The sequence below is a fragment of the Streptomyces sp. YIM 121038 genome (assembly GCF_006088715.1).
GTDB lineage: Bacteria > Actinomycetota > Actinomycetes > Streptomycetales > Streptomycetaceae > Streptomyces.
Genome location: NZ_CP030771.1, coordinates 5,285,162 through 5,303,745, shown reverse-complemented (window position 1 = coordinate 5,303,745; position 18,584 = coordinate 5,285,162). Strand labels below are relative to the sequence as shown.

The 18,584-nt window shown below is 75.1% G+C and carries 16 protein-coding genes; 5 read left to right on the top strand and 11 right to left on the bottom strand.

The annotated features are described in order from the left end of the window. Positions 1-10: 10 nt before the first annotated feature. Complete coding sequence (locus C9F11_RS22635) at positions 11-763, bottom strand: cobalt-precorrin-6A reductase (RefSeq protein WP_138960996.1); 753 nt, start codon at positions 761-763, stop codon at positions 11-13. A 30-nt stretch (positions 764-793) separates the two neighbouring features. Between C9F11_RS22635 and C9F11_RS22630 the strand changes: the two genes are divergently transcribed. Then, complete coding sequence (locus C9F11_RS22630; RefSeq protein ID WP_138960995.1) at positions 794-1,921, top strand: cobalt-precorrin-5B (C(1))-methyltransferase; 1,128 nt, start codon at positions 794-796, stop codon at positions 1,919-1,921. A gap of 81 nt (positions 1,922-2,002) precedes the next feature. On the opposite strand, the gene cobM is transcribed toward C9F11_RS22630, so the two are convergent. The 3 genes from cobM to C9F11_RS22615 form a co-directional block, all read right to left on the bottom strand. Beyond that, complete coding sequence (cobM, locus tag C9F11_RS22625) at positions 2,003-2,752, bottom strand: precorrin-4 C(11)-methyltransferase (RefSeq protein WP_138960994.1); 750 nt, start codon at positions 2,750-2,752, stop codon at positions 2,003-2,005. Further along, entirely contained in the window at positions 2,749-4,044 is a 1,296-nt protein-coding gene (gene cbiE, locus C9F11_RS22620; protein WP_138960993.1) for a precorrin-6y C5,15-methyltransferase (decarboxylating) subunit CbiE, read from the bottom strand. Before cbiE ends, cobM begins: the two co-directional genes overlap by 4 nt. Positions 4,045-4,239: 195 nt before the next feature. After that, the gene (locus C9F11_RS22615; protein WP_138960992.1) at positions 4,240-4,728 is read right to left on the bottom strand and encodes a hypothetical protein; all 489 of its coding nucleotides are present in this window, start codon (positions 4,726-4,728) and stop codon (positions 4,240-4,242) included. Between the two features lie 427 nt (positions 4,729-5,155). On the opposite strand from C9F11_RS22615, the gene C9F11_RS22610 reads away from it, so the two are divergent. Continuing rightward, a complete protein-coding gene (locus C9F11_RS22610) occupies positions 5,156-5,881 on the top strand; it encodes a response regulator transcription factor (RefSeq protein ID WP_138960991.1) in 726 nt (241 codons plus the stop codon). 12 nt (positions 5,882-5,893) lie between these two features. Here the strand turns inward: C9F11_RS22610 and C9F11_RS22605 are convergent, their stop codons facing one another. Both C9F11_RS22605 and C9F11_RS22600 read right to left on the bottom strand, forming a co-directional pair. Continuing rightward, positions 5,894-7,609, bottom strand: coding sequence for a GAF domain-containing protein (locus C9F11_RS22605; RefSeq protein WP_138960990.1), 1,716 nt, complete (start codon positions 7,607-7,609; stop codon positions 5,894-5,896). Beyond that, positions 7,606-7,920 carry a hypothetical protein gene (locus tag C9F11_RS22600; RefSeq protein WP_138960989.1) on the bottom strand — a complete coding sequence of 105 codons (315 nt, stop codon included), beginning with the start codon at positions 7,918-7,920 and terminating at the stop codon, positions 7,606-7,608. Before C9F11_RS22600 ends, C9F11_RS22605 begins: the two co-directional genes overlap by 4 nt. A gap of 1,377 nt (positions 7,921-9,297) precedes the next feature. Here C9F11_RS22600 and C9F11_RS22595 point away from each other — a divergent pair. After that, complete coding sequence (locus tag C9F11_RS22595) at positions 9,298-9,996, top strand: hypothetical protein (RefSeq protein WP_138960988.1); 699 nt, start codon at positions 9,298-9,300, stop codon at positions 9,994-9,996. Positions 9,997-9,999: 3 nt separating this feature from the next. On the opposite strand, the gene C9F11_RS22590 is transcribed toward C9F11_RS22595, so the two are convergent. After that, positions 10,000-10,824 carry a class I SAM-dependent methyltransferase gene (locus C9F11_RS22590; protein ID WP_138960987.1) on the bottom strand — a complete coding sequence of 275 codons (825 nt, stop codon included), beginning with the start codon at positions 10,822-10,824 and terminating at the stop codon, positions 10,000-10,002. Positions 10,825-10,894: 70 nt separating this feature from the next. On the opposite strand from C9F11_RS22590, the gene C9F11_RS22585 reads away from it, so the two are divergent. Then, the gene (locus C9F11_RS22585; RefSeq protein WP_249401839.1) at positions 10,895-12,976 is read left to right on the top strand and encodes a prolyl oligopeptidase family serine peptidase; all 2,082 of its coding nucleotides are present in this window, start codon (positions 10,895-10,897) and stop codon (positions 12,974-12,976) included. A gap of 57 nt (positions 12,977-13,033) precedes the next feature. Beyond that, on the top strand, positions 13,034-13,837 hold the full coding sequence (locus C9F11_RS22580; RefSeq protein WP_138960986.1) for an SURF1 family protein: 804 nt from the start codon (positions 13,034-13,036) through the stop codon (positions 13,835-13,837). A 91-nt stretch (positions 13,838-13,928) separates the two neighbouring features. Here the strand turns inward: C9F11_RS22580 and C9F11_RS22575 are convergent, their stop codons facing one another. The 4 genes from C9F11_RS22575 to C9F11_RS22560 all read right to left on the bottom strand — a co-directional run bounded on the left by C9F11_RS22575 (position 13,929) and on the right by C9F11_RS22560 (position 18,542). Continuing rightward, positions 13,929-15,185, bottom strand: a complete 1,257-nt coding sequence (locus tag C9F11_RS22575; RefSeq protein WP_212767826.1) for a hypothetical protein — start codon at positions 15,183-15,185, stop codon at positions 13,929-13,931. Beyond that, positions 15,182-15,835, bottom strand: coding sequence for a SigE family RNA polymerase sigma factor (locus C9F11_RS22570; protein ID WP_078869075.1), 654 nt, complete (start codon positions 15,833-15,835; stop codon positions 15,182-15,184). Before C9F11_RS22570 ends, C9F11_RS22575 begins: the two co-directional genes overlap by 4 nt. A 380-nt stretch (positions 15,836-16,215) precedes the next feature. Further along, positions 16,216-17,274 carry an aspartate-semialdehyde dehydrogenase gene (locus C9F11_RS22565; protein WP_138960985.1) on the bottom strand — a complete coding sequence of 353 codons (1,059 nt, stop codon included), beginning with the start codon at positions 17,272-17,274 and terminating at the stop codon, positions 16,216-16,218. After that, the gene (locus tag C9F11_RS22560; protein WP_030682780.1) at positions 17,271-18,542 is read right to left on the bottom strand and encodes an aspartate kinase; all 1,272 of its coding nucleotides are present in this window, start codon (positions 18,540-18,542) and stop codon (positions 17,271-17,273) included. The genes C9F11_RS22565 and C9F11_RS22560 overlap by 4 nt, the downstream gene beginning before the upstream one ends. Positions 18,543-18,584 lie beyond the last annotated feature (42 nt).

Sequence of the window (18,584 nt, the reverse complement as noted above, 5' to 3'; positions counted from 1 at the left end):
CCCGGGCCGGTCAGGCGGGTCCGAGGCGGTCGGTGATCCAGCGGGCCGCCGCCGCGGGCCCGGCCACCACCGGCACGCCCTCGGGCACCGGCGGCCTGCGGACCACGACCACGGGAACGCCGGCCTCGCGGGCGGCCGTCAGCTTCGGCGCGGTGGCGGCGCCCCCGCTGTCCTTGGTGACGAGGACGTCGACGCGGTGGCGGCGCAGCAGCTCCCGCTCCCCGTCGAGGGTGAAGGGGCCGCGGTCGAGGAGCACTTCCATGCGGGGCGGGTGCGGCGCCCCGGGCGCGTCCACGGACCGGACGAGGAACCACTGCCGGTCCAGGGCCGCGAAGGCCCCGAGGCCCATCCGCCCCGTGGTCAGGAACACGCGCTCGCCGAGGGCGGGCAGCAGCGCCGCGGCCTGCTCCAGGGAGTCCGCCTCGCGCCAGTCGTCCCCCGGCACCGGTACCCAGCCGGGACGGCGCAGCGCGAGCAGGGGAACATGGGCGACGGCGGCGGCCCGCGCCGCGTGGAAACTCATGGTCCCGGCGAAGGGGTGCGTGGCGTCGATGAGCGCGTCCACCGCGTGCGTGCGCAGCCAGGCGGCCAGGCCCTCGGCCCCGCCGAAGCCGCCCACGCGCACCTCGCCGGGCGGGAGCCGGGGCGCGGCCACGCGCCCCGCCAGGGAGTTCGTCACGCGCAGCCCCGGCGGCGCCTCGTCCGCCAGGTGCTCGGCGAGGCGGCGGGCCTCGGTGGTCCCGCCGAGGATGAGGATGTGCACGAAGTCCGGTTCCCTTCAGAAGAGCGAGGCATGAGCAGCGAGGCCAAGGGCGGCCGCGGCGCCCAACTCAAGCACACCGGTCTGCGGCCCGGCTGGACCACCGGCTCCTGTGCGACGGCGGCCACGACGGCCGCCTACACCGCGCTGCTCACCGGCGCGTTCCCCGACCCGGTGACGATCACGCTGCCCAAGGGGCAGACGCCGTCCTTCGCGCTCGCGGCCGAGGAGCTGGCGCGGGGCCGTGCGATGGCGGGCGTCGTGAAGGACGCGGGCGACGACCCGGACGTCACGCACGGCGCGCTCGTCCGCGCCACCGTGCGGCGGCTGCCCGCCGGGTCCGGGGTGGTCTTCCGCGCGGGCCCCGGCGTGGGCACGGTCACCCGCCCCGGACTGCCGCTGGCCGTCGGCGAACCGGCGGTGAACCCCGTGCCCCGGCAGATGATGCGGGACCATGTGGCGCGGGTCGCGGCGGCGCACGGCGGCAGCGGCGACGTCGAGATCACCGTCTCCGTCGACCACGGCGAGGAGATCGCCCGCTCCACCTGGAACCCGCGGCTCGGCATCCTCGGCGGCCTGTCCATCCTCGGCACCACCGGCATCGTCGTCCCGTACTCCTGCTCGGCGTGGATCGACTCCATCCGGCGGGGCGTGGACGTGGCGCGGGCGGCCGGGCGCACGCACGTCGCCGGGTGCACCGGGTCCACGTCGGAGCGGACGGTCACCGCCGAGTACGACCTGCCCGAGGACGCCCTGCTCGACATGGGCGACTTCGCGGGCGCCGTCCTGAAGTACGTCCGCCGCCACCCGGTGGACCGCCTGACCATCTGCGGCGGCTTCGCGAAGCTCTCCAAGCTCGCCGCCGGGCACCTCGACCTGCACTCCGCCCGCTCCCAGGTCGACAAGGGCTTCCTCGCGGCCCTGGCCCGGCGCGGCGGCGCGGACGCGTCCCTCGCCGAGCGGGTCGCGACCGCCAACACCGGCCTTGCGGCCCTCCAGCTGTGCGCGGCGGCGGGTGTCCCGCTGGGCGACCTAGTGGCGGTGGAGGCCCGCGACCAGGCCCTGGCGGTGCTGCGCGGGGCGCCGGTGGCGGTGGACGTCATCTGCATCGACCGCGCGGGAGCGGTAGTGGGCCGGTCGGGCCTAGCCGAAGCACCCTAAGGGGCGCGGGGAACTGCGCGACAAGCCACGACGGATCCGCGGGTGAGTGACGGCCCATCGCGGCAGGGCGCCTGAGCGCGCTCAGCAGGTATGCCGGTCGCGCTCGGCGGAGTAGAGGTGGCTGTCGCGGAACTGCGCGGCCCCGAGCGTCCGCCCCACCATGATCACGGCAGTCCGCACGACCCCCGCGTCCTTCACCTTCCCGGCGATCTCGTCGAGGGTGCCGCGCAGGACCAGTTCGTCGGGGCGCGAGGCGTACGCGACGACGGCGGCGGGGCAGTCGGCGCCGTAGTGCGGCAGCAGCTCGTCGACCACGCGGTCCACGTAACCGGCGGCCAGGTGCAGCACGATCAGCGCGCCGCTGCGGCCGAGCGTCGCCAGGTCCTCGCCCTCGGGCATGGCCGTGGCGCGCTGCGCGATCCGGGTCAGGATCACGGTCTGGCCGACGGTCGGCACGGTCAGCTCCCGCTTCAGGGCGGCGGCCGCGGCGGCGAAGGCAGGCACGCCCGGGACGACCTCGTAGGGCACGCCCGCCGCGTCGAGCCGCCGCATCTGCTCGGCGACCGCGCTGAACACCGACGGGTCGCCGGAGTGCAGCCGGGCCACGTCGTGGCCCTCCTCGTGGGCGCGGGTCAGCTCGGCGACGATCTCGTCCAGGGTGAGCTGCGCGGTGTCCACCAGACGGGCGTCCGGCGGGCATTCGGCGAGCAGTTCGCGGGGCACCAGGCTGCCCGCGTACAGACAGACCCGGCAGGCGGCGAGCGTCCGGGCGCCACGCACCGTGATGAGGTCGGCGGCGCCGGGTCCGGCGCCGATGAAGTACACGGTCATCGCTCTGCTCCCGCTGTTCCTGCTGCTGGTACGCCTGTTGGCTGCTGTACGGGCTGTCGTACGGGCTTCTGCACGGCCCACTGGGTCACCGGCATGGCCTGGCGCCAGCCGGTGAAGCCGCCGACGGGCACGGCGTGCGCGACGGCGAACCGCACCAGGTCGCCGCCGTGGCGCCGGTAGGCGTCGGCGAGCAGGGCCTCGGACTCCAGTGTCACGGTGTTGGCGACGAGGCGGCCCCCCTCGGGCAGCGCCCGCCAGCAGGCGTCGAGCAGCCCGGGGGCGGTGAGCCCGCCGCCGATGAACACGGCGTCGGGCCGCGGCAGTCCGTCGAGCGCGGCGGGGGCCGCGCCCGTGACGACCCGCAGGCCGGGCACGCCGAGCCGCTCGGCGTTGCGGCCGATGCGCTCGGCCCGCACGGGGTCGCGTTCGACGGTGAAGGCCCGGCACGACGGATGGGTGCGCAGCCACTCGACGGCGATCGATCCGGAGCCGCCGCCGATGTCCCACAGGACCTCGCCCGGGGCGGGTGCGAGCGCGCCGAGCGTGGCGGCGCGCACGTGCCGCTTGGTGAGCTGCCCGTCGTGCTCGTACGCCGCGTCCGGCAGGCCGGGGACCGCGCCGAGCCGCAGGGCGTCCGGGGCGCGGCGGCACTCGACGGCCACGACGTTGAGGGGGTCGCCGGGCGGCCGCGCCCACGCGTCGGCGGCGGCCGCGTCGGTCAGCCGCTCGGCCGGGCCGCCGAGTTGCTCGAGGACCCGCATCCGGCTGGGCCCGAAGCCGCGGTCCCGCAGCAGCGCGGCGACGTCGGCCGGGGTCGCGGCGCCCGCGCTGAGGACCAGCAGGCGGCGCCCCTCGTGCAGGGCCGCGGCGAGCCGGGCCGCCGGGCGCCCCACGAGCGTGACGACCTCGACGTCCTCCACGGGCCAGCCGAGCCGGGCGCAGGCGTACGACACGGAGGAGGGGTGCGGCAGGACGCGCAGCGCGCCGGGCCCCAGCTCCTCGGTGAGGGCGCGCCCGATCCCGTAGAACATCGGGTCGCCGCTCGCGAGCACGGCGATCCTGCGGCCCGCGTGCGCGGCGAGCAGCGCCGGGACCGCGGGGCGCAGCGGCGACGGCCAGGCGATCCGCTCCCCGCCGCACTCCTCGGGCAGCAGCGCGAGCTGGCGGGGGCCGCCGATCAGCACGTCCGCCGCGCGGAGCTCGTCCCGGGCCGCGTCCGGGGCTCCCGCCCAGCCGTCGGCTCCGAGCCCGACGACGGCGACGGCGGGCGGGGGTGTGCTCGGGCGGGTCACTGCGCGGTACCTCGGGGCTCGGGGACAACGGAGGCGCACTCTACTGGGGGCCGCGCCTCCCTCGCGGGGCGCCCCTGACCCGCCCCTTCCCGACCCGGGGGCTGCCGCCCCCGTACCCCCGCCCTTTTCGGCGCTCCGCGCCTCGTCCTCAAACGCCGGACGGGCTGGATGGTGCCGCTTGCGGCAGAATCGGGGTCAGGCGTGGGCGCCGCCCAGGGCGCGGCGGGCCCGGAAGGCGCGGAAGGCCGGGGAGGTCGCGGCCGCCGCGGCGGCGAGCACGGCCGCGGTGACGGCGAGGGAGAGCGCGACGGGGTTCAGCCAGCCGGGCACCCCGGCGGTGAAGGTGCCGTCCCCGGCGACGTGGCACCCGAAGCGCAGCGGAAAGTACGTGGCCTCGTACCCGTCGAGCCGGGAGGCACGCCCCGCCCCCACCGCCTGCTGACAGGCCTGCTGGTGCTCCGTGATGTCGAAGCGCAGCAGCTGGACGGCGCCCCAGGCGTAGACCCCGGCGGCACCGGCGGCGCCCACGGCGGCGGCCGCGCGCAGGGCCCCCGACAGGGCGGGGCGGCGCCGGACCACGCACACCCAGGCGTACGCCACGAGCGCCGTGACGGCGATCAGGGCGATCAGGACGATGCCCATGAGGGAGACGAAGTTGTGCTCCTGGAGGGGATCCGTCGACATGCCCGTTGCCTCCCTTTGTCTTTCCGGGAAGCTATCAGGCGGTGGGGCGCGCACAGGGGGCCGGGCGCCCGCGCGACCGCACAGCCGCGCGCCATGCGCCTGCGCGGCCGCTCCCCTGCGGCCGCGCAGGCGGGGTGCGGTGCTTGCTGGCCACGTCCTCAGCCGTGCCGCACCTGGTGACGGTCCCGGAACGGCGTCGCCGCCTCGGGCGCCGGGACCCGGGTCATGGGCTGCCCAGGCACCAAGATGCCCTGCGGGGTAGGGGTACCGCGAGGGCCGACCGGCCCTCACCCGGGGCCGGTCGGTACCCCTGCGGCCGCGGTGGTGGGCCGTTCGGCCCCTGGCAGGAGTAAGCCCTTACCGTCACCCTCGTAAGGGCCACACCACGGAGAGGTCGCGACGAGCGCGGCGAACGCAGGGGGCAGTGATGAACACACCCGCAGCGGCGGAGCGACCGCCCGCGGAGCCGAAGGCCCCCATCCGGGTCTTCCTCCTGGACGACCACGAGGTCGTCCGCAGGGGGCTGCGCGACCTCCTGGAGGGCGAACCCGACATCGAGGTGGTCGGCGACGCCGGGACCGGCGCGCAGGCGCTGGTGCGCGGGCCCGCGCTCCGCCCCGACGTGGCGGTGCTCGACGTCCGGCTGCCGGACGGCGACGGCATCACGGTCTGCCGCGAACTGCGCTCCCTGATGCCGGAGCTCGCCTGTCTGATGCTCACGTCGTTCGACGACGAGGACGCACTGCTCGACGCGATCATGGCGGGCGCGGCCGGGTACGTGCTGAAGCAGATCAAGGGCTCCGACCTCGTCACGGCCGTACGGACCGTCGCGTCCGGGCAGTCGCTGCTCGACCCGGCGACGACGGCCCGCCTGATGCGGTCCCTGCGCGGCCCCGAGGACGCCCCGCCGCCCGAGGACGCGCGCATCGCCGCCCTCAACGACCGGGAGCGCGGCATCCTCGCCCTCGTGGGCGAGGGCCTCACCAACCGCCAGATCGGCGAACGGCTCTACCTCTCGGAGAAGACCGTCAAGAACCACATCTCCCGCATGCTGGCGAAGCTGGGCGTGGAGCGCCGGGTCCAGGCGGCGGTCCTCGCGGCCCAGGTGACCCCGCCCCCGCGCGAACCCCGGCCCCGGCCCGGGACGACGTAGCCGGACGGGGCGCTAGGAGGCGCGCCGCAGCGGCACCTGCCACTCAAGGCGGGTGCCCCTGCGCTCCCCGGCCCGCACCGCGAGCACGCCGCCAAGGCGCCCGGCCCGCTCCGCGAGGTTGCGCAGCCCCGCGCCGTGCGCGGCGTCCAGCGGCTCGGGCGCGGGCTCGCCGGGCTCCGCGATGCCCACGCCGTCGTCGACCACGGCGAGTTCGAGCGTGCCCTCGCGCACCGTGAGGGAGACCTCGGCGCGGTGCGCCCGCGCGTGCCGCGCGACGTTGGCGAGCGCCTCGTTCAGCACGGCGACCACGTCGTCGGCGACCTCACGCGGTACGTCCGTGTCGATCAGGCCCTCCATCCGCAGCGCGGGCGTGAAGCCGAGCGCCCCGGCCGCGTCCTCGACCGCCCGCACCACGCGCACCCGCAGGCCCGCCGCGCCGCCGGGCGCCTCGTGGTCGCGCAGGCCGAAGATGGTGGACCGGATGATCTTGATGGTGGCGTCCAGGTCGTCGACGGCCCGGCGCAGCCGTTCCGCCGCGCCGGGGTGCTCGACGAACCGCTGCACGCTCTGCAGCGTCATGCCCGTCGCGAACAGCCGCTGGATCGCCAGGTCGTGCAGGTCCCGGGCGATCCGGTCGCGGTCCTCCAGGAGGCTCATCTGCTCGGCGTCGCGCCGCCGGTCGGCGAGTTCCAGGGCGAGCGCGGCCTGCCCCGCGAAGCCCGTCAGGGGCGTGGTCTCCGCCGCGGAGAAGCCGGGGCGCCCGGCGCTGCGGGCGAGCAGCAGGACGCCCCGCACGTCGTCACGCGTGCTCATGGGCACGGCCACCGCCGCCCCCAGGCCTTCCCAGCGGTCCGCCTTGTACGTGACCCTCGGGTCCTTGCGTACGTCGGTCGCCGACACCAGGGCCTGCGCGTCCAGGGCGGCGCCCGCGAAGGTGCCCCGGCGCGGCAGGGTGGCGCCCTGGTGCGCCTGCGCGTGCTCGCCGATGGCGATGACGACGCGCAACTCGCCGTCGCCCTCGACCAGTTCGATCACCCCCAGCTCCGCCGACGTCAGCTCCCTGGCCCGCTCGGCCATCAACTCCAGGACCTGCGCCTGGGGCGCGCCCGACAGCAGGGCGCTGGTGACCTCCGCGCTCGCCTGGAGCCAGCGCTCGCGCAGCCGGGCCTCCTCGTACAGCCGGGCGTTCTCCACGGCCACGCCCGCCGCGACGGCCAGCGTCGAGAGAACCGATTCGTCCTCGGCGTCGAACTCGGCGCCGCCGTGCTTCTCCGTCAGGTACAGGTTTCCGAAGACCTTGTCCCGTACGCGGATCGGTACGCCGAGGAACGAGTGCATCGGCGGGTGGTGCGCGGGGAAGCCCGACGAGGCCGGGTGCTCGGACAGCTCCGCGAGCCGCATCGGCTCCGGGTTGCGGATCAGCTCGCCGAGCAGCCCGTGCCCCGAGGGCAGGTCGCCGATCTCGGCGCGCAGCCGGTCGCTGATGCCCACCGGCAGGAACTCGTCCAGCATGCGGCCCTGCCCGATCACGCCGAGCGCGCCGTACTCGGCGTCCACGAGGGCGACGGCCGTCTCCACGATGCGCCTCAGGACCTGGGCGAGGTCCAGCTCCCGCCCCACCGAGAGCACCGCCTCCAGGAGGCTGTGCAGCCGGTCCCTCGTCCCCCGGACCGCCCCGATCCGCGCCGCGAGCTCCTCCAGCAACTCATCAAGCCGCAACCGCGTCAACTGCTGCCCACCACCACCACCGCCTTGCCCGCCCCCAACACCGGGCCCACGGCTGACACCAGGCTGGCCTTGCCCGCCGCCCGCCCCTCGCCCGCCGCCAACACCGGGGCTTCCAGGCACACTTTGCCCGCCACCAACGCCTTGCCCACGACTGACGCCGGGCTCGCCTTGCCCGCTGGCCGCCCCTTGCCCGCCCCCAACGCCGGGGCTTCCAGGCACACTTTGCCCGCCGCCCACGCCTTTCCCACGGCTGACGCCGGGCTGGCCCTGCCCGCCGCCCGCCCCTTGCCCGCCCCCAACACCGGTCCCACCGCGCACGCCTTGCCCGCCACCAACGCCTTGCCCACGGCTGGCGCCGGGCTGGCCTTGCCCGCTGGGCCCGTAGCTGACGCCGGGCTGGCTCTGCCTGCCGTCCGCGCCGGGCTGGCCCTGCCCGCCATCCGCGCCTTGCCCGCCCCCAACGCTGGGCCCAGGGCCGGCACTCGGCTGGCCTTGCCTGCCATCCGCGCCTCGCCCGCCACCAGCGCTGGGCCCACGGTTGGCGCCGAGCCGGGTTGGCCTGCCGTCCGCGCTGGACCGGCCTTGCCCGCTGCTGGCGCTCGGCCGGTTCGGCTCGCCATCAACGCCTTGCCTACGGCTGGCGCTCGGCTGGCCTGGCCCGCCGCCAACGCCTTGCCTGCGGCTGGCATCAGGCCGGCCTTGTCCGCTGTCCGCGCTCTGTCGGCTCTGGCTGCCGCCCGCGCTCGGCTCGTCCTGCCCGCCGCCCGCGTTTTGCTGGCCCATCGGCTCCTCCACCCGAGCAGACGTGCACGTTCCCCGCCCCGCGTTCCGACGCTCACCGTAGCCGTTGGGTGGCACCCTGCGGAGAAGAACCTCACCACCAGCCGAGGAACCTCCCCTCGGGGCTCTCCCCTCCCACCCTCGGGTCTCCCCTGCCTCTCCCCATCCCACGGCCACCGCTCACCCGTTGCTGCCCTGGCGGAGCCCTGGCCTACCGGCCCGGGTCTTCCCCCACCCACCCGCCCTCCATCGGCCTCCGGCCTCGTCCTCAAACGCCGGACGGGCTTGACTCCCCGCCCACCCGCCCCCATTTGTCCGCCACCTCGTTGCTCACACGGATCATCGGGGCAGGAACAGGCGTGTGGTCGGGGAAGACGTGTGGCGGGCCGCGAGCCGACCGGCCGGGGCTCCCCCAGGACACCAGGGCAACAGCGGGCGGGCGGACCACGGGCCGTAAGCCGCCAGGGTCGGGGCTGGCCGGAGCGCCAGGGCAGGAACGGGTGGGCGGGTGGGGAAGACGGGGAGACGGGTGGCGGGCCGAGGGGCCGCCAGGGTCGGGGCTGGCCGGGGCACCGGGGCAGGAACGGGCGGGTGGGTGGGGAGCATCCCGGCGCGGTAGCGGCGGGACAGGTCGGCGACGGCCCGCAGCCGACGAGGCGGGGCACCGGGGCAGGAGCAGGCGGACCACGGGCCGAGGACCGCCAGGGTCGGGGCTGGCCGGGGCACCGGGGCAGGAACGGGTGGGTGGGTGGGGAGCGTCCCGGCGCGGTAGCGGCGGGGTGGGGGTCGGGCCCGGCAGGTCGGGGGCTGGGGCAAGGGCGGGTGGGTGGGAGAAGCCCGGGCGGGGCTGGTTCCGCGCGGCGGCTCGTGCTGTCACCATGCTCACCCAGGCGTAGGGGGAGGCGCGGATGGCAGAGGTGTTCCTGCGGCGGCTGTCACGTTGGCAGGCGGAGCAGCAACGCGAGGACGTGGCGACCGTGTACACGGCGTGCCACGGACAGGCCGAGCTCCAAAAGCAGGCCCGGCCCCGGAACATGGACCAGGCCCAGGCCCCGGGCCGGGCCCCGGGTCGGGGGCAGGCACCGTACGCGGGCAGCGCGCAGGCCTCGTACACGAGCAGCACGCAGGCCTCGTACGCGGCCACGGGCCGGCCGCAGGCGCCGTACGGGAGCGAGGGGTACGGGCGGGCCGGGTTCCTGGGGCGGTTCGAGCGGCACGTGCAGGAGCGGGACTTCGACATGGTGACGGCGCACTCCGCGAGCGGCCTGGTGGGCTGCCTGTACGGCTACCGCGCGACCACCGACACCCCGGACTTCGCGACGCTGCGCGACGTCCTGCCGCCCGCGGCGACGGGCGCGGCCGCGGCAGGCCGCCTGTTCCTGCTCGTGGAGCTGATGGTGCTGCCGGAGCACCGCCGCAGGCGGGTGGCGACGCGCATGCGGGACCTGCTGCTGGCCCGGCACGGCACGGACGTGGTCGTCACGACGCTCACGGCGGCCGCGGCGGGCGGCGACGGCACCGCGCACGAGGTGCTGCGGGCGTGGTCGTGCACGAAGCTCGGCGAGTTCGGCACGCCGCCGCGGGAGGCCTGGCTGCACCCGGCGTAGGGGTCAGGTCCTGCCGGCCTTGAGGGAGTACATCAGGGGCACGCGCGGGCTGGTGGCCGGGTAGCGGTAGAGCCCGTCGCGCGGTTCGAGCGCGGCGAACCGCCGGAAGAGGGTCACGTCGTGCTCGTGCAGGAAGTCGATGCGCAGGCCCGCCCGCGCGAGGGCCGTGACGACCTCGCCGACGGGGTGCTGCCACTCGACGCTGCGGTTGTGGACGGTGACGGCGTCCCCGTCGGCGTACCCGCCGGGCCCGTCGTCGACCCACGGGTCGCGGGCGAAGTAGTCGTGCTCGATCCGCGTGCCGGTCGCGTCGTCGAGGACGTCCGTGAGGGGGTGGAACTCGGCGAGGTAGAGGAAGCCCCCGGGCGCGACGAGCGAGGCGGCGGTCTCGGCCCAGCGCCGGATGTCGGGCAGCCAGCACAGGGCGCCGACGCCGGTGTAGACGATGTCGTACGCGGAGTCCGGCACGGCCTCGGCGGCGTCGTACACGTCGGCGGCGACGAACGCCGCGCGCTCCTGGGTGAACCCGAGCTCGGCGGCGAGGCCGCGGGCGGCCTCCACGGCGGGTTCGGAGAAGTCGAGGCCGACGACGCGGGCGGCGCCGTGCCGCGCCCAGGAGAGGGTGTCGAGGCCGATGTGGCACTGGAGGTGCAGCAGGGAGCGGCCGGTGACGTCGCCGATCTCGGCCCGTTCGAAGGCGCGCAGCGGGTCCTTGCCCGCGCGGAAAGCGGCGAGGTCGTAGTAGTCGCTGGCCAGGTGGATCGGCACACGCTCGTCCCAGCGCCGCCGGTTGGACTCGCGCCAGCCGGCGGGGTTCGGTGTGTACATGCGCGAAAGTTATCCACAGGCTGGGGACCCTCGCCAGCGGATTGCGGGGAGAGCCAGGCACTATGGGGCCATGAGTGAGACGGGTGAACAGGTGGACGCGGGGGCCGGGCGCGGCGTGGGTGCCGGGGGCGGCGCGGCAGCGGGCCACGGCGGCGCGGCCGGGCGCGGCGCGGCGGCCGGAAGCGGCGCGGGAGCCAGGGGCAGCGCGGAAGTCGGCCGCGGCGCGGCGGCCGGAGGCAGCGCGGGCGCCGAAGACGGCACCGGAGCCGGACGCGAAGCGGCAGCCGGAGACGGCGCGGAAGCCGGGCGCGAAGCGGCAGCCGGAGCCGAGGGCGGCGCGGAAGGTGGGCGTGGCGTGGGTGGTGTCGGGGTGCCCGACTGGGAGAAGCGGTTTCGGGCGCCGCGGGTGTCGCTGCCGGACTGGGCGGAGGACGCCCCGGACCGCTCCCTGTTCGTGTCGAACGCGACGGGGACGTACGAGCTGTACGCCTGGGACCGGGCGACGGGCGCCCAGCGCCAGGTCACCGACCGGGCGAACGGCACGACGGACGGCCTGCTCTCCCCGGACGGCCGCTGGATCTGGTGGTTCGACGACAAGGACGGCGACGAGTTCGGCGTCTGGCGCCGCCAGCCCTTCACCGGCGGCGCCGACGAGGCCGCCGTGCCCGGCCTCGCCCCCTCGTATCCGGCCGGGCTCGCCCTCGGCCGGGACGGCCGCACGGTCGTGGTGGGCCGCTCCACGGACGAGGACGGCTCGACGGTGCACGTCGTCGGCCCCGACGCGGCCCCGGGCGCCGAGCCCGTCGAGATCTACCGCCACCGCGAGTCCGCGGGCGTCGGCGACCTCTCGCACGACGGCTCCCTGATCGTCGTCGAGCACACGGAGCACGGCGACGCGATGCACTCCGCGCTGCGCGTCCTGCGCCTGGACGGCTCGGTGGTCGCCGACCTGGACGACACCAAGGGCGGCGAGGTCGAGCTCGGCCTGGAGTCCCTCGGCTTCGCGCCGGTGGAGGGCGACACCCGGCTGCTCGTCGGGCACCAGCGCCGGGGCCGCTGGGAGCCCATGCTGTGGGACGTGGCCTCGGGCGAGGAGACGGACCTGGCCCTCGACCTGCCCGGCGACGTGTCGGCGGAGTGGTATCCCGACGGCTCGGCGCTGCTCGTCGCGCACGGCTTCGAGGCCCGCGGCGACCTGTGGCGGTTCGACCTGGCCACGCGCGAGCTGACCCGCGTGGAGACCCCGCGCGGCTCGGTGTCCGGCGCGACGGCCCGCCCGGACGGCACCGTGGAGTACATGTGGTCGTCGGCCGCCGAGCCGCCCGTCCTGCGCTCCACCTCCGGCCGGGTCGTCCTGGACCCGCCCGGCGCGAAGGCGCCCGCCTCGGTGCCGGTGGAGGACGCGTGGGTGGAGGGCCCCGGCGGCCGCATCCACGCCCTGGTGCAGCGGCCCGCGGGAGCCGAGGGCCCGCTGCCCACGGTCTTCGAGGTGCACGGCGGCCCCACCTGGCACGACAGCGACGCCTTCGCGGCGGGCCCCGCCGCCTGGGTCGACCACGGGTACGCGGTGGTGCGGGTCAACTACCGCGGCTCCACGGGGTACGGCCGGGCGTGGACCGACGCCCTCAAGCACCGCGTCGGCCTCATCGAGCTGGAGGACATCGCGGCGGTGCGCGAGTGGGCCGTCGCCTCCGGCCTCGCGGACCCGGAGCGGCTCGTCCTGTCCGGCGGCTCCTGGGGCGGCTATCTCACGCTCCTCGGCCTCGGCACCGAGCCCGACGCCTGGGCGCTCGGCCTCGCCGCGGTCCCCGTCGCGGACTACGTGACGGCGTACCACGACGAGATGGAGGCCCTGAAGGCGATGGACCGCACCCTGTTCGGCGGCACGCCGGAGGAGGTGCCCGAGCGCTTCGAGGCCTCGTCCCCGCTGACGTACGTGGACGCGGTCAAGGCCCCGGTCTACATCTCCGCCGGGGTGAACGACCCCCGCTGCCCCATCCGCCAGGTGGAGAACTACGTGGACCGCCTCGCCCAGCGCGGCGCGGTCCACGAGGTGTACCGCTACGAGGCGGGCCACGGCTCCCTGGTCGTCGACGAGCGCATCAAGCAGGTCGCCCTGGAGCTGGACTTCGCCGCCCGCCACCTGCGCTAGCCCGCGCGGGGCGCCCCGGGGGAAGCCGTCCCCGCGGCGCCCCGTACCGTGGAGGGCGTGTACCGGTTCCTGCTGACCCCCCGCTGGTGGGGGATCAACGTCTTCGTCGCGCTGGCCATCCCGCTGTGCCTGTTCATGGGCTCCTGGCAGCTCGGCCGCTTCGAGGACCGCGTCCAGGACCACGAGGACGCCAAGGAGCAGTCCGCCGTCGACACGAGCGCGAAGGCGCGGCCGCTGGCCGGGCTGCTGCCCGTGAACCGCGAGACGTCGGGCGAGCGGACGACCGCCACCGGCCGTTACGGCAAGCAACTCCTCGTGCCGGACCGGACGTTGGACGAGAAGAGCGGGTACTACGTCCTCACGCTGCTGCGCACCGAGGGCGGCAAGTCGCTGCCCGTCGTGCGCGGCTGGCTGCCCGGCAAGGCCGACACGGGCCGGGCGCCCGCGCCGCCTAAGGGCGAGGTCACCGTCACCGGCGCGCTCCAGGCCTCGGAGAGCCCCAGCTCGGACGGCGCCCGGACGGCGGGCGGCCTGCCCACCGGCCAGGTCGGCATGATCAGCGCGGCGTCGCTCGTGAACATCGTCCCGGACGACGTGTACGACGCCTGGGTCACGCTCGACAAGGGCACCGACGGCCTGCGGCCGGTCCCGGCGGCCGCGCCGGAGGACTCGGGCCTGGACATCAAGGCGTTCCAGAACCTGGGCTACACGGGCGAGTGGTTCGTGTTCGCGGGGTTCGTGGTGTTCATGTGGTTCCGGCTGTTCCGGCGCGAGCGGGAGTTCGCCCGGGACGCCGAGCTGGGCCTCACACCGGAGCCCGAGGCACCGGAACCCGAGGCTCCGCAGCCGTCCACGACCTGAGCCCCGCTTCTGGGGCCCTGCGGCCCTCGCGGGGGCCGCGCCCGAAACCGCGGGAGGCCCTTGGGGCGGGCCCGGCCGAGGGCCCGGCGCGCTACTGCGCCGGGAGCACCCCGGTCTTGTACACCGTGCCCGAGCACGCGTTCAGCACCGTCGCGTCCGCCGACGGGGCGCCCGGCTCCGCCGTGAGGGACACCGCGACGCTGCCGTCCTTGGTGCCGTCCTCGCGGATCAGCTGGGGGGTCACGCCGCCGGTGTCACCGGTGCCGCCCTCCGAGCCGTTGCCGCCCGCGCCGCCCTCGGACGGGGACGGGTTCGGCGTGGGCTCGCCGCCGTCGGACGGGCACTGCGCCGAGGGCACCCAGGCGAAGCGCACCTCGTAGGAGGCGCCGGGCTTGAGGACGAGGGAGCTGGCCTCCTGGGCCGGGTCGGGCAGGCCCGTGCCGTCGCCCGGGGTGTGGTCGACCACGTTGACGGCGGAGGGGCTGGCCGCGCCCTGGGCGGTGGCGGCCACGGCGCCCGCGTTCTCCACGGTGCAGCTGCTGCCGGAGACGTTGGCGACGCGGAAGGTGCCGTAGACCTTGCCCTCGGAGTCGGCGGCCCCCACGGAGCCGGAGGCGCCGAGCTGGGTGGCGTCACAGGCGGGCGAGCTCACGGCGTCGGTGCCGTGGTCGTCGGGCTCGGTGCCCCCGGTGGCGCCGCCGCGGCCCGTCTCGCCCTTGTCCTTGCTGCCCTTCTCCTTGCCCTTGCCGCCCTTGTCCTTGTCGTCCTTCTTCTCTTTCTTCTCCTTGCCGCCCCCGGTCTCCTTGCCGGGGCGGTCGGGGTCCTTGCCCTCGGTGCTGCCGCCCTGGCTGTGCTGGCTGCTGCCCGCACCCGCGATGGACGGCCGCGCGTCGGAGTCGCCCGACGAGCGGGTGACGTGCACGAGCGCGGGCACGGCGGTGGCCGCGAAGAGGACGACGGCGGCCGCGCCGACGAAGGCCTGGCGCTTGCGGGCCCGGCGCGCGGGCACCGCGTGCCGGAGCCGGTCCAGGGCGGCGTCCCCCGGCTCGATGTCCTCGACGGCGGTGCGCAGCATCCGCCGCAGCGCCAGCTCGTCGTCGGCGAGACCGCCGGGCACGTCGGGGTCACCGGGGCCGCTGAAACCGCCGGAGCCGCCGGGGCCGCCGAGCGGTGCGGTGCCGCCGCCGAGGGCGGTCAGCCGCCCGAGCCCGCGCAGCTGCTCCGTGACGTCCGGTACGTCGTGTCCGTGGTCGGGGCGGTCGCCGTCGCCCGGCCCGTGCTTCACCGTGTCGTTCCCAGCGTCGTGCTCGTGCTCGTGGTGCTTGCCCATGTCGCCCGCTCCGCTCATGCCGGGGCCTCCATGGCGACCCGCAGGGCGGCGATGCCGCGCGAGCCGTAGGCCTTGACCGAGCCGAGCGATATGCCGAGGGTCTCGGCGACCTGGGCCTCGGTCATGTCCGCGAAGTACCGCAGGACGAGGACCTCGCGCTGGCGGCGCTGCAGCCCGCGCATGGCCTTGATCAGCTCGTCGCGCTCCAGCTGGTCGTACGCGCCCTCCTCGGCGCTCGCCATGTCGGGCATCGGCTTGGTGAGGAGCTTCAGGCCGAGGATGCGCCGGCGCAGCGCGGACCGGGAGAGGTTCACCACGGTCTGGCGCAGATACGCGAGGGTCTTCTCGGGGTCGCGGACGCGCTTGCGCGCGGAGTGGACGCGGATGAACGCCTCCTGCACGACGTCCTCGCAGGATGCGGTGTCGTCGAGGAGCAGGGCGGCGAGACCGAGCAGCGACCGGTAGTGGGCGCGATAGGTCTCGGTGAGGTGGTCGACGGTGGTGCCCGCGGTCACGGCCACCTCATCGCCCTCGCGCTGCGTCGGAATGCGGGCGGGCCGCGTCACGGGCATGGGGGCGATCACCGGCATGCCGCCGGGTACGCGAGGACGGCGGGACGGTCGCAGTGCCGCCGCTCCGCTCGCGGTGAATTCGAGTACCTCTGCCACGCCTGTTGGACACGCTTCCCCCCATCAGGGTTGTACGCGTCAGGCATGGCGTTCGGCATCGCGGGCGCGACGTGCCTCACAGGCACCGCTCTCCACGGTGCGTCAAAAGCCCCCATGCGTACCAGCTCTTCCCCTATGCCCCAATTGCTTTTCGCAGCGTTCCGGCCGCCCTCCGGAGGGCGACGGCGAAGACGCCTGCGCCGCCCGGTCGGTTGCAGGGACCGGAAGCCGAATCTTCGAACGCGCGGACGCCCCAGTTCAAGCGGTCTGGACCAGAGACAGGACACAGAACTTACACAGGTCCTACAGGGTGCTCCGCTTCGGGGAGCCTTTCGGGCAGCCCGGTCTGCCCCCGCGGACCGCCCCTCGGGGAACGCCGGTCAGCCGCCCGGGAACTCCCCCGCCACCAGCTCCGCGATCTGCGCCGTGTTCAGGGCGGCGCCCTTGCGCAAGTTGTCCCCGCACACGAAGAGTTCGAGCGCGGCCGGGTCGTCCAGGGCGCGCCGGAGCCGGCCGACCCACGTGGGGTCGGTGCCGACGGCGTCGGCGGGCGTCGGGAACTCACCGGCGGCCGGGTCGTCGAACAGGACGACCCCGGGTGCGGTGGCGAGGATCTCGCGGGCCCGCGCGACGGTCACCTCGCGCTCGAAGCGCGCGTGGACCGTCAGCGAGTGCGTCGTGACGACCGGCACCCGTACGCACGTCACCGCGACCTTCAGGTCCGGCAGGCCGAGGATCTTCCGGGACTCGTCCCGGACCTTCATCTCCTCCGAGGACCAGCCGTCCTCGCGTACGGAGCCGACCCAGGGCACCACGTTCAGCGCGACGGGCTCCGGGAAGGGCCCGGTGTCGTCCCCGACGGCGCGGCGCAGATCGCCGGGCCCGGTGCCGAGGTCGCTGTCCGCGACGAGCCTGAGCTGGCGCCGCAGCGTGTCGACGCCGTCCCGCCCGGCCCCGCTGACCGCCTGGTACGACGAGACCACGAGCTCCCGCAGGCCGAACTCGGCGTGCAGGGCGCCGAGCGCCACGATCATCGAGAGGGTGGTGCAGTTCGGGTTGGCGATGATGCCGCGCGGCCTGAGGCGCGCGGCGTGCGGGTTGACCTCCGGCACGACCAGGGGGACGTCCGGGTCGAGGCGGAAGGCGGCGGAGTTGTCGACCACGACGACGCCCCGCGAGGCGGCGACGGGCGCCCACTGGGCCGCCACCTCGTCGGGCACGTCGAACATGGCGACGTCGACGCCCTCGAAGACGTCCTCGCTCAGCGCGAGGACCTCGACCTCCTCCCCGCGCACGGCCAGCTTGCGGCCGGCCGAGCGCGGGGAGGCGACGAGTCTGATCTCGCCCCAGATGTCGGCGTGCTGCGACAGGATCTGGAGCATCACCGCGCCGACGGCCCCGGTCGCCCCGACGACCGCGAGCGTCGGCTTGCGGTTCATCGCCCGGTGCCTCCATAGACCACGGCCTCGTCCGAGTCGGAGTCGAGGCCGAAGGCGGTGTGCACGGCGCGCACGGCCTCGTTGACGTCCTCGGCGCGGGTGACCACGGAGATGCGGATCTCGGAGGTGGAGATCAGCTCGATGTTCACGCCCGCGTCCGTCAGGGCCTCGAAGAACGTGGCGGTGACGCCGGGGTTCGTCTTCATGCCCGCGCCGACCAGGGAGATCTTCGCGATCTGGTCGTCGTAGCGCAGCGAGTCGAAGCCGACGCCCGCCTTCGTCTTCTCCAGGGCGTCGATGGCCTTGCGGCCCTCGGCCTTGGGCAGCGTGAAGGAGATGTCGGTGAGGCCCGTCGCGGCGGCCGACACGTTCTGGACGATCATGTCGAGGTTGATCTCGGCGTCGGCGACGGCGCGGAAGATCGCGGCGGCCTCGCCCGGCTTGTCCGGCACGCCGACGACCGTGATCTTGGCCTCGGACGTGTCGTGCGCGACACCAGAGATGATCGCCTGCTCCACCTTGCGGTCCCCTTGCGGTTCGTTGCTGACCCACGTGCCCTGCAGCCCACTGAAGGAGGACCGCACGTGGATCGGGATGTTGTAACGGCGCGCGTACTCCACACAGCGGTGGAGCAGCACCTTGGACCCGGAGCTGGCCAGCTCCAGCATGTCCCCGAAGCTGATCCAGTCGATCTTCCGGGCCTTCTTCACGACGCGCGGGTCGGCGGTGAAGACGCCGTCCACGTCCGTGTAGATCTCGCAGACCTCCGCGTCGAGCGCGGCGGCGAGGGCGACGGCGGTGGTGTCGGACCCGCCGCGCCCCAGGGTCGTGATGTCCTTCTTGTCCTGGCTCACGCCCTGGAACCCGGCGACGATGGCGATGTTGCCCTCGTCGAGCGCGGTCCGGATGCGGCCCGGCGTCACATCGATGATCCGGGCTTTGTTGTGGACCGAGTCGGTGATGACACCGGCCTGGCTGCCCGTGAACGACTGGGCCTCGTGGCCCAGGTTTTTGATCGCCATGGCCAGCAGGGCCATGGAGATCCGCTCTCCGGCGGTCAGCAGCATGTCGAATTCGCGCCCGGCAGGGATCGGTGACACCTGCCCGGCAAGATCGATCAACTCATCCGTCGTGTCACCCATCGCCGACACCACGACGACCACCTGGTGGCCGTTCTTCTTGGCGTCGACGATGCGCTTGGCGACCCGCTTGATGCCCTCGGCATCGGCTACGGAGGAGCCTCCGTACTTCTGCACGACAAGGCCCACGTGCGCTCCTCGCTCAGTTACGTCTCTTCCCGCCTGTGGCGG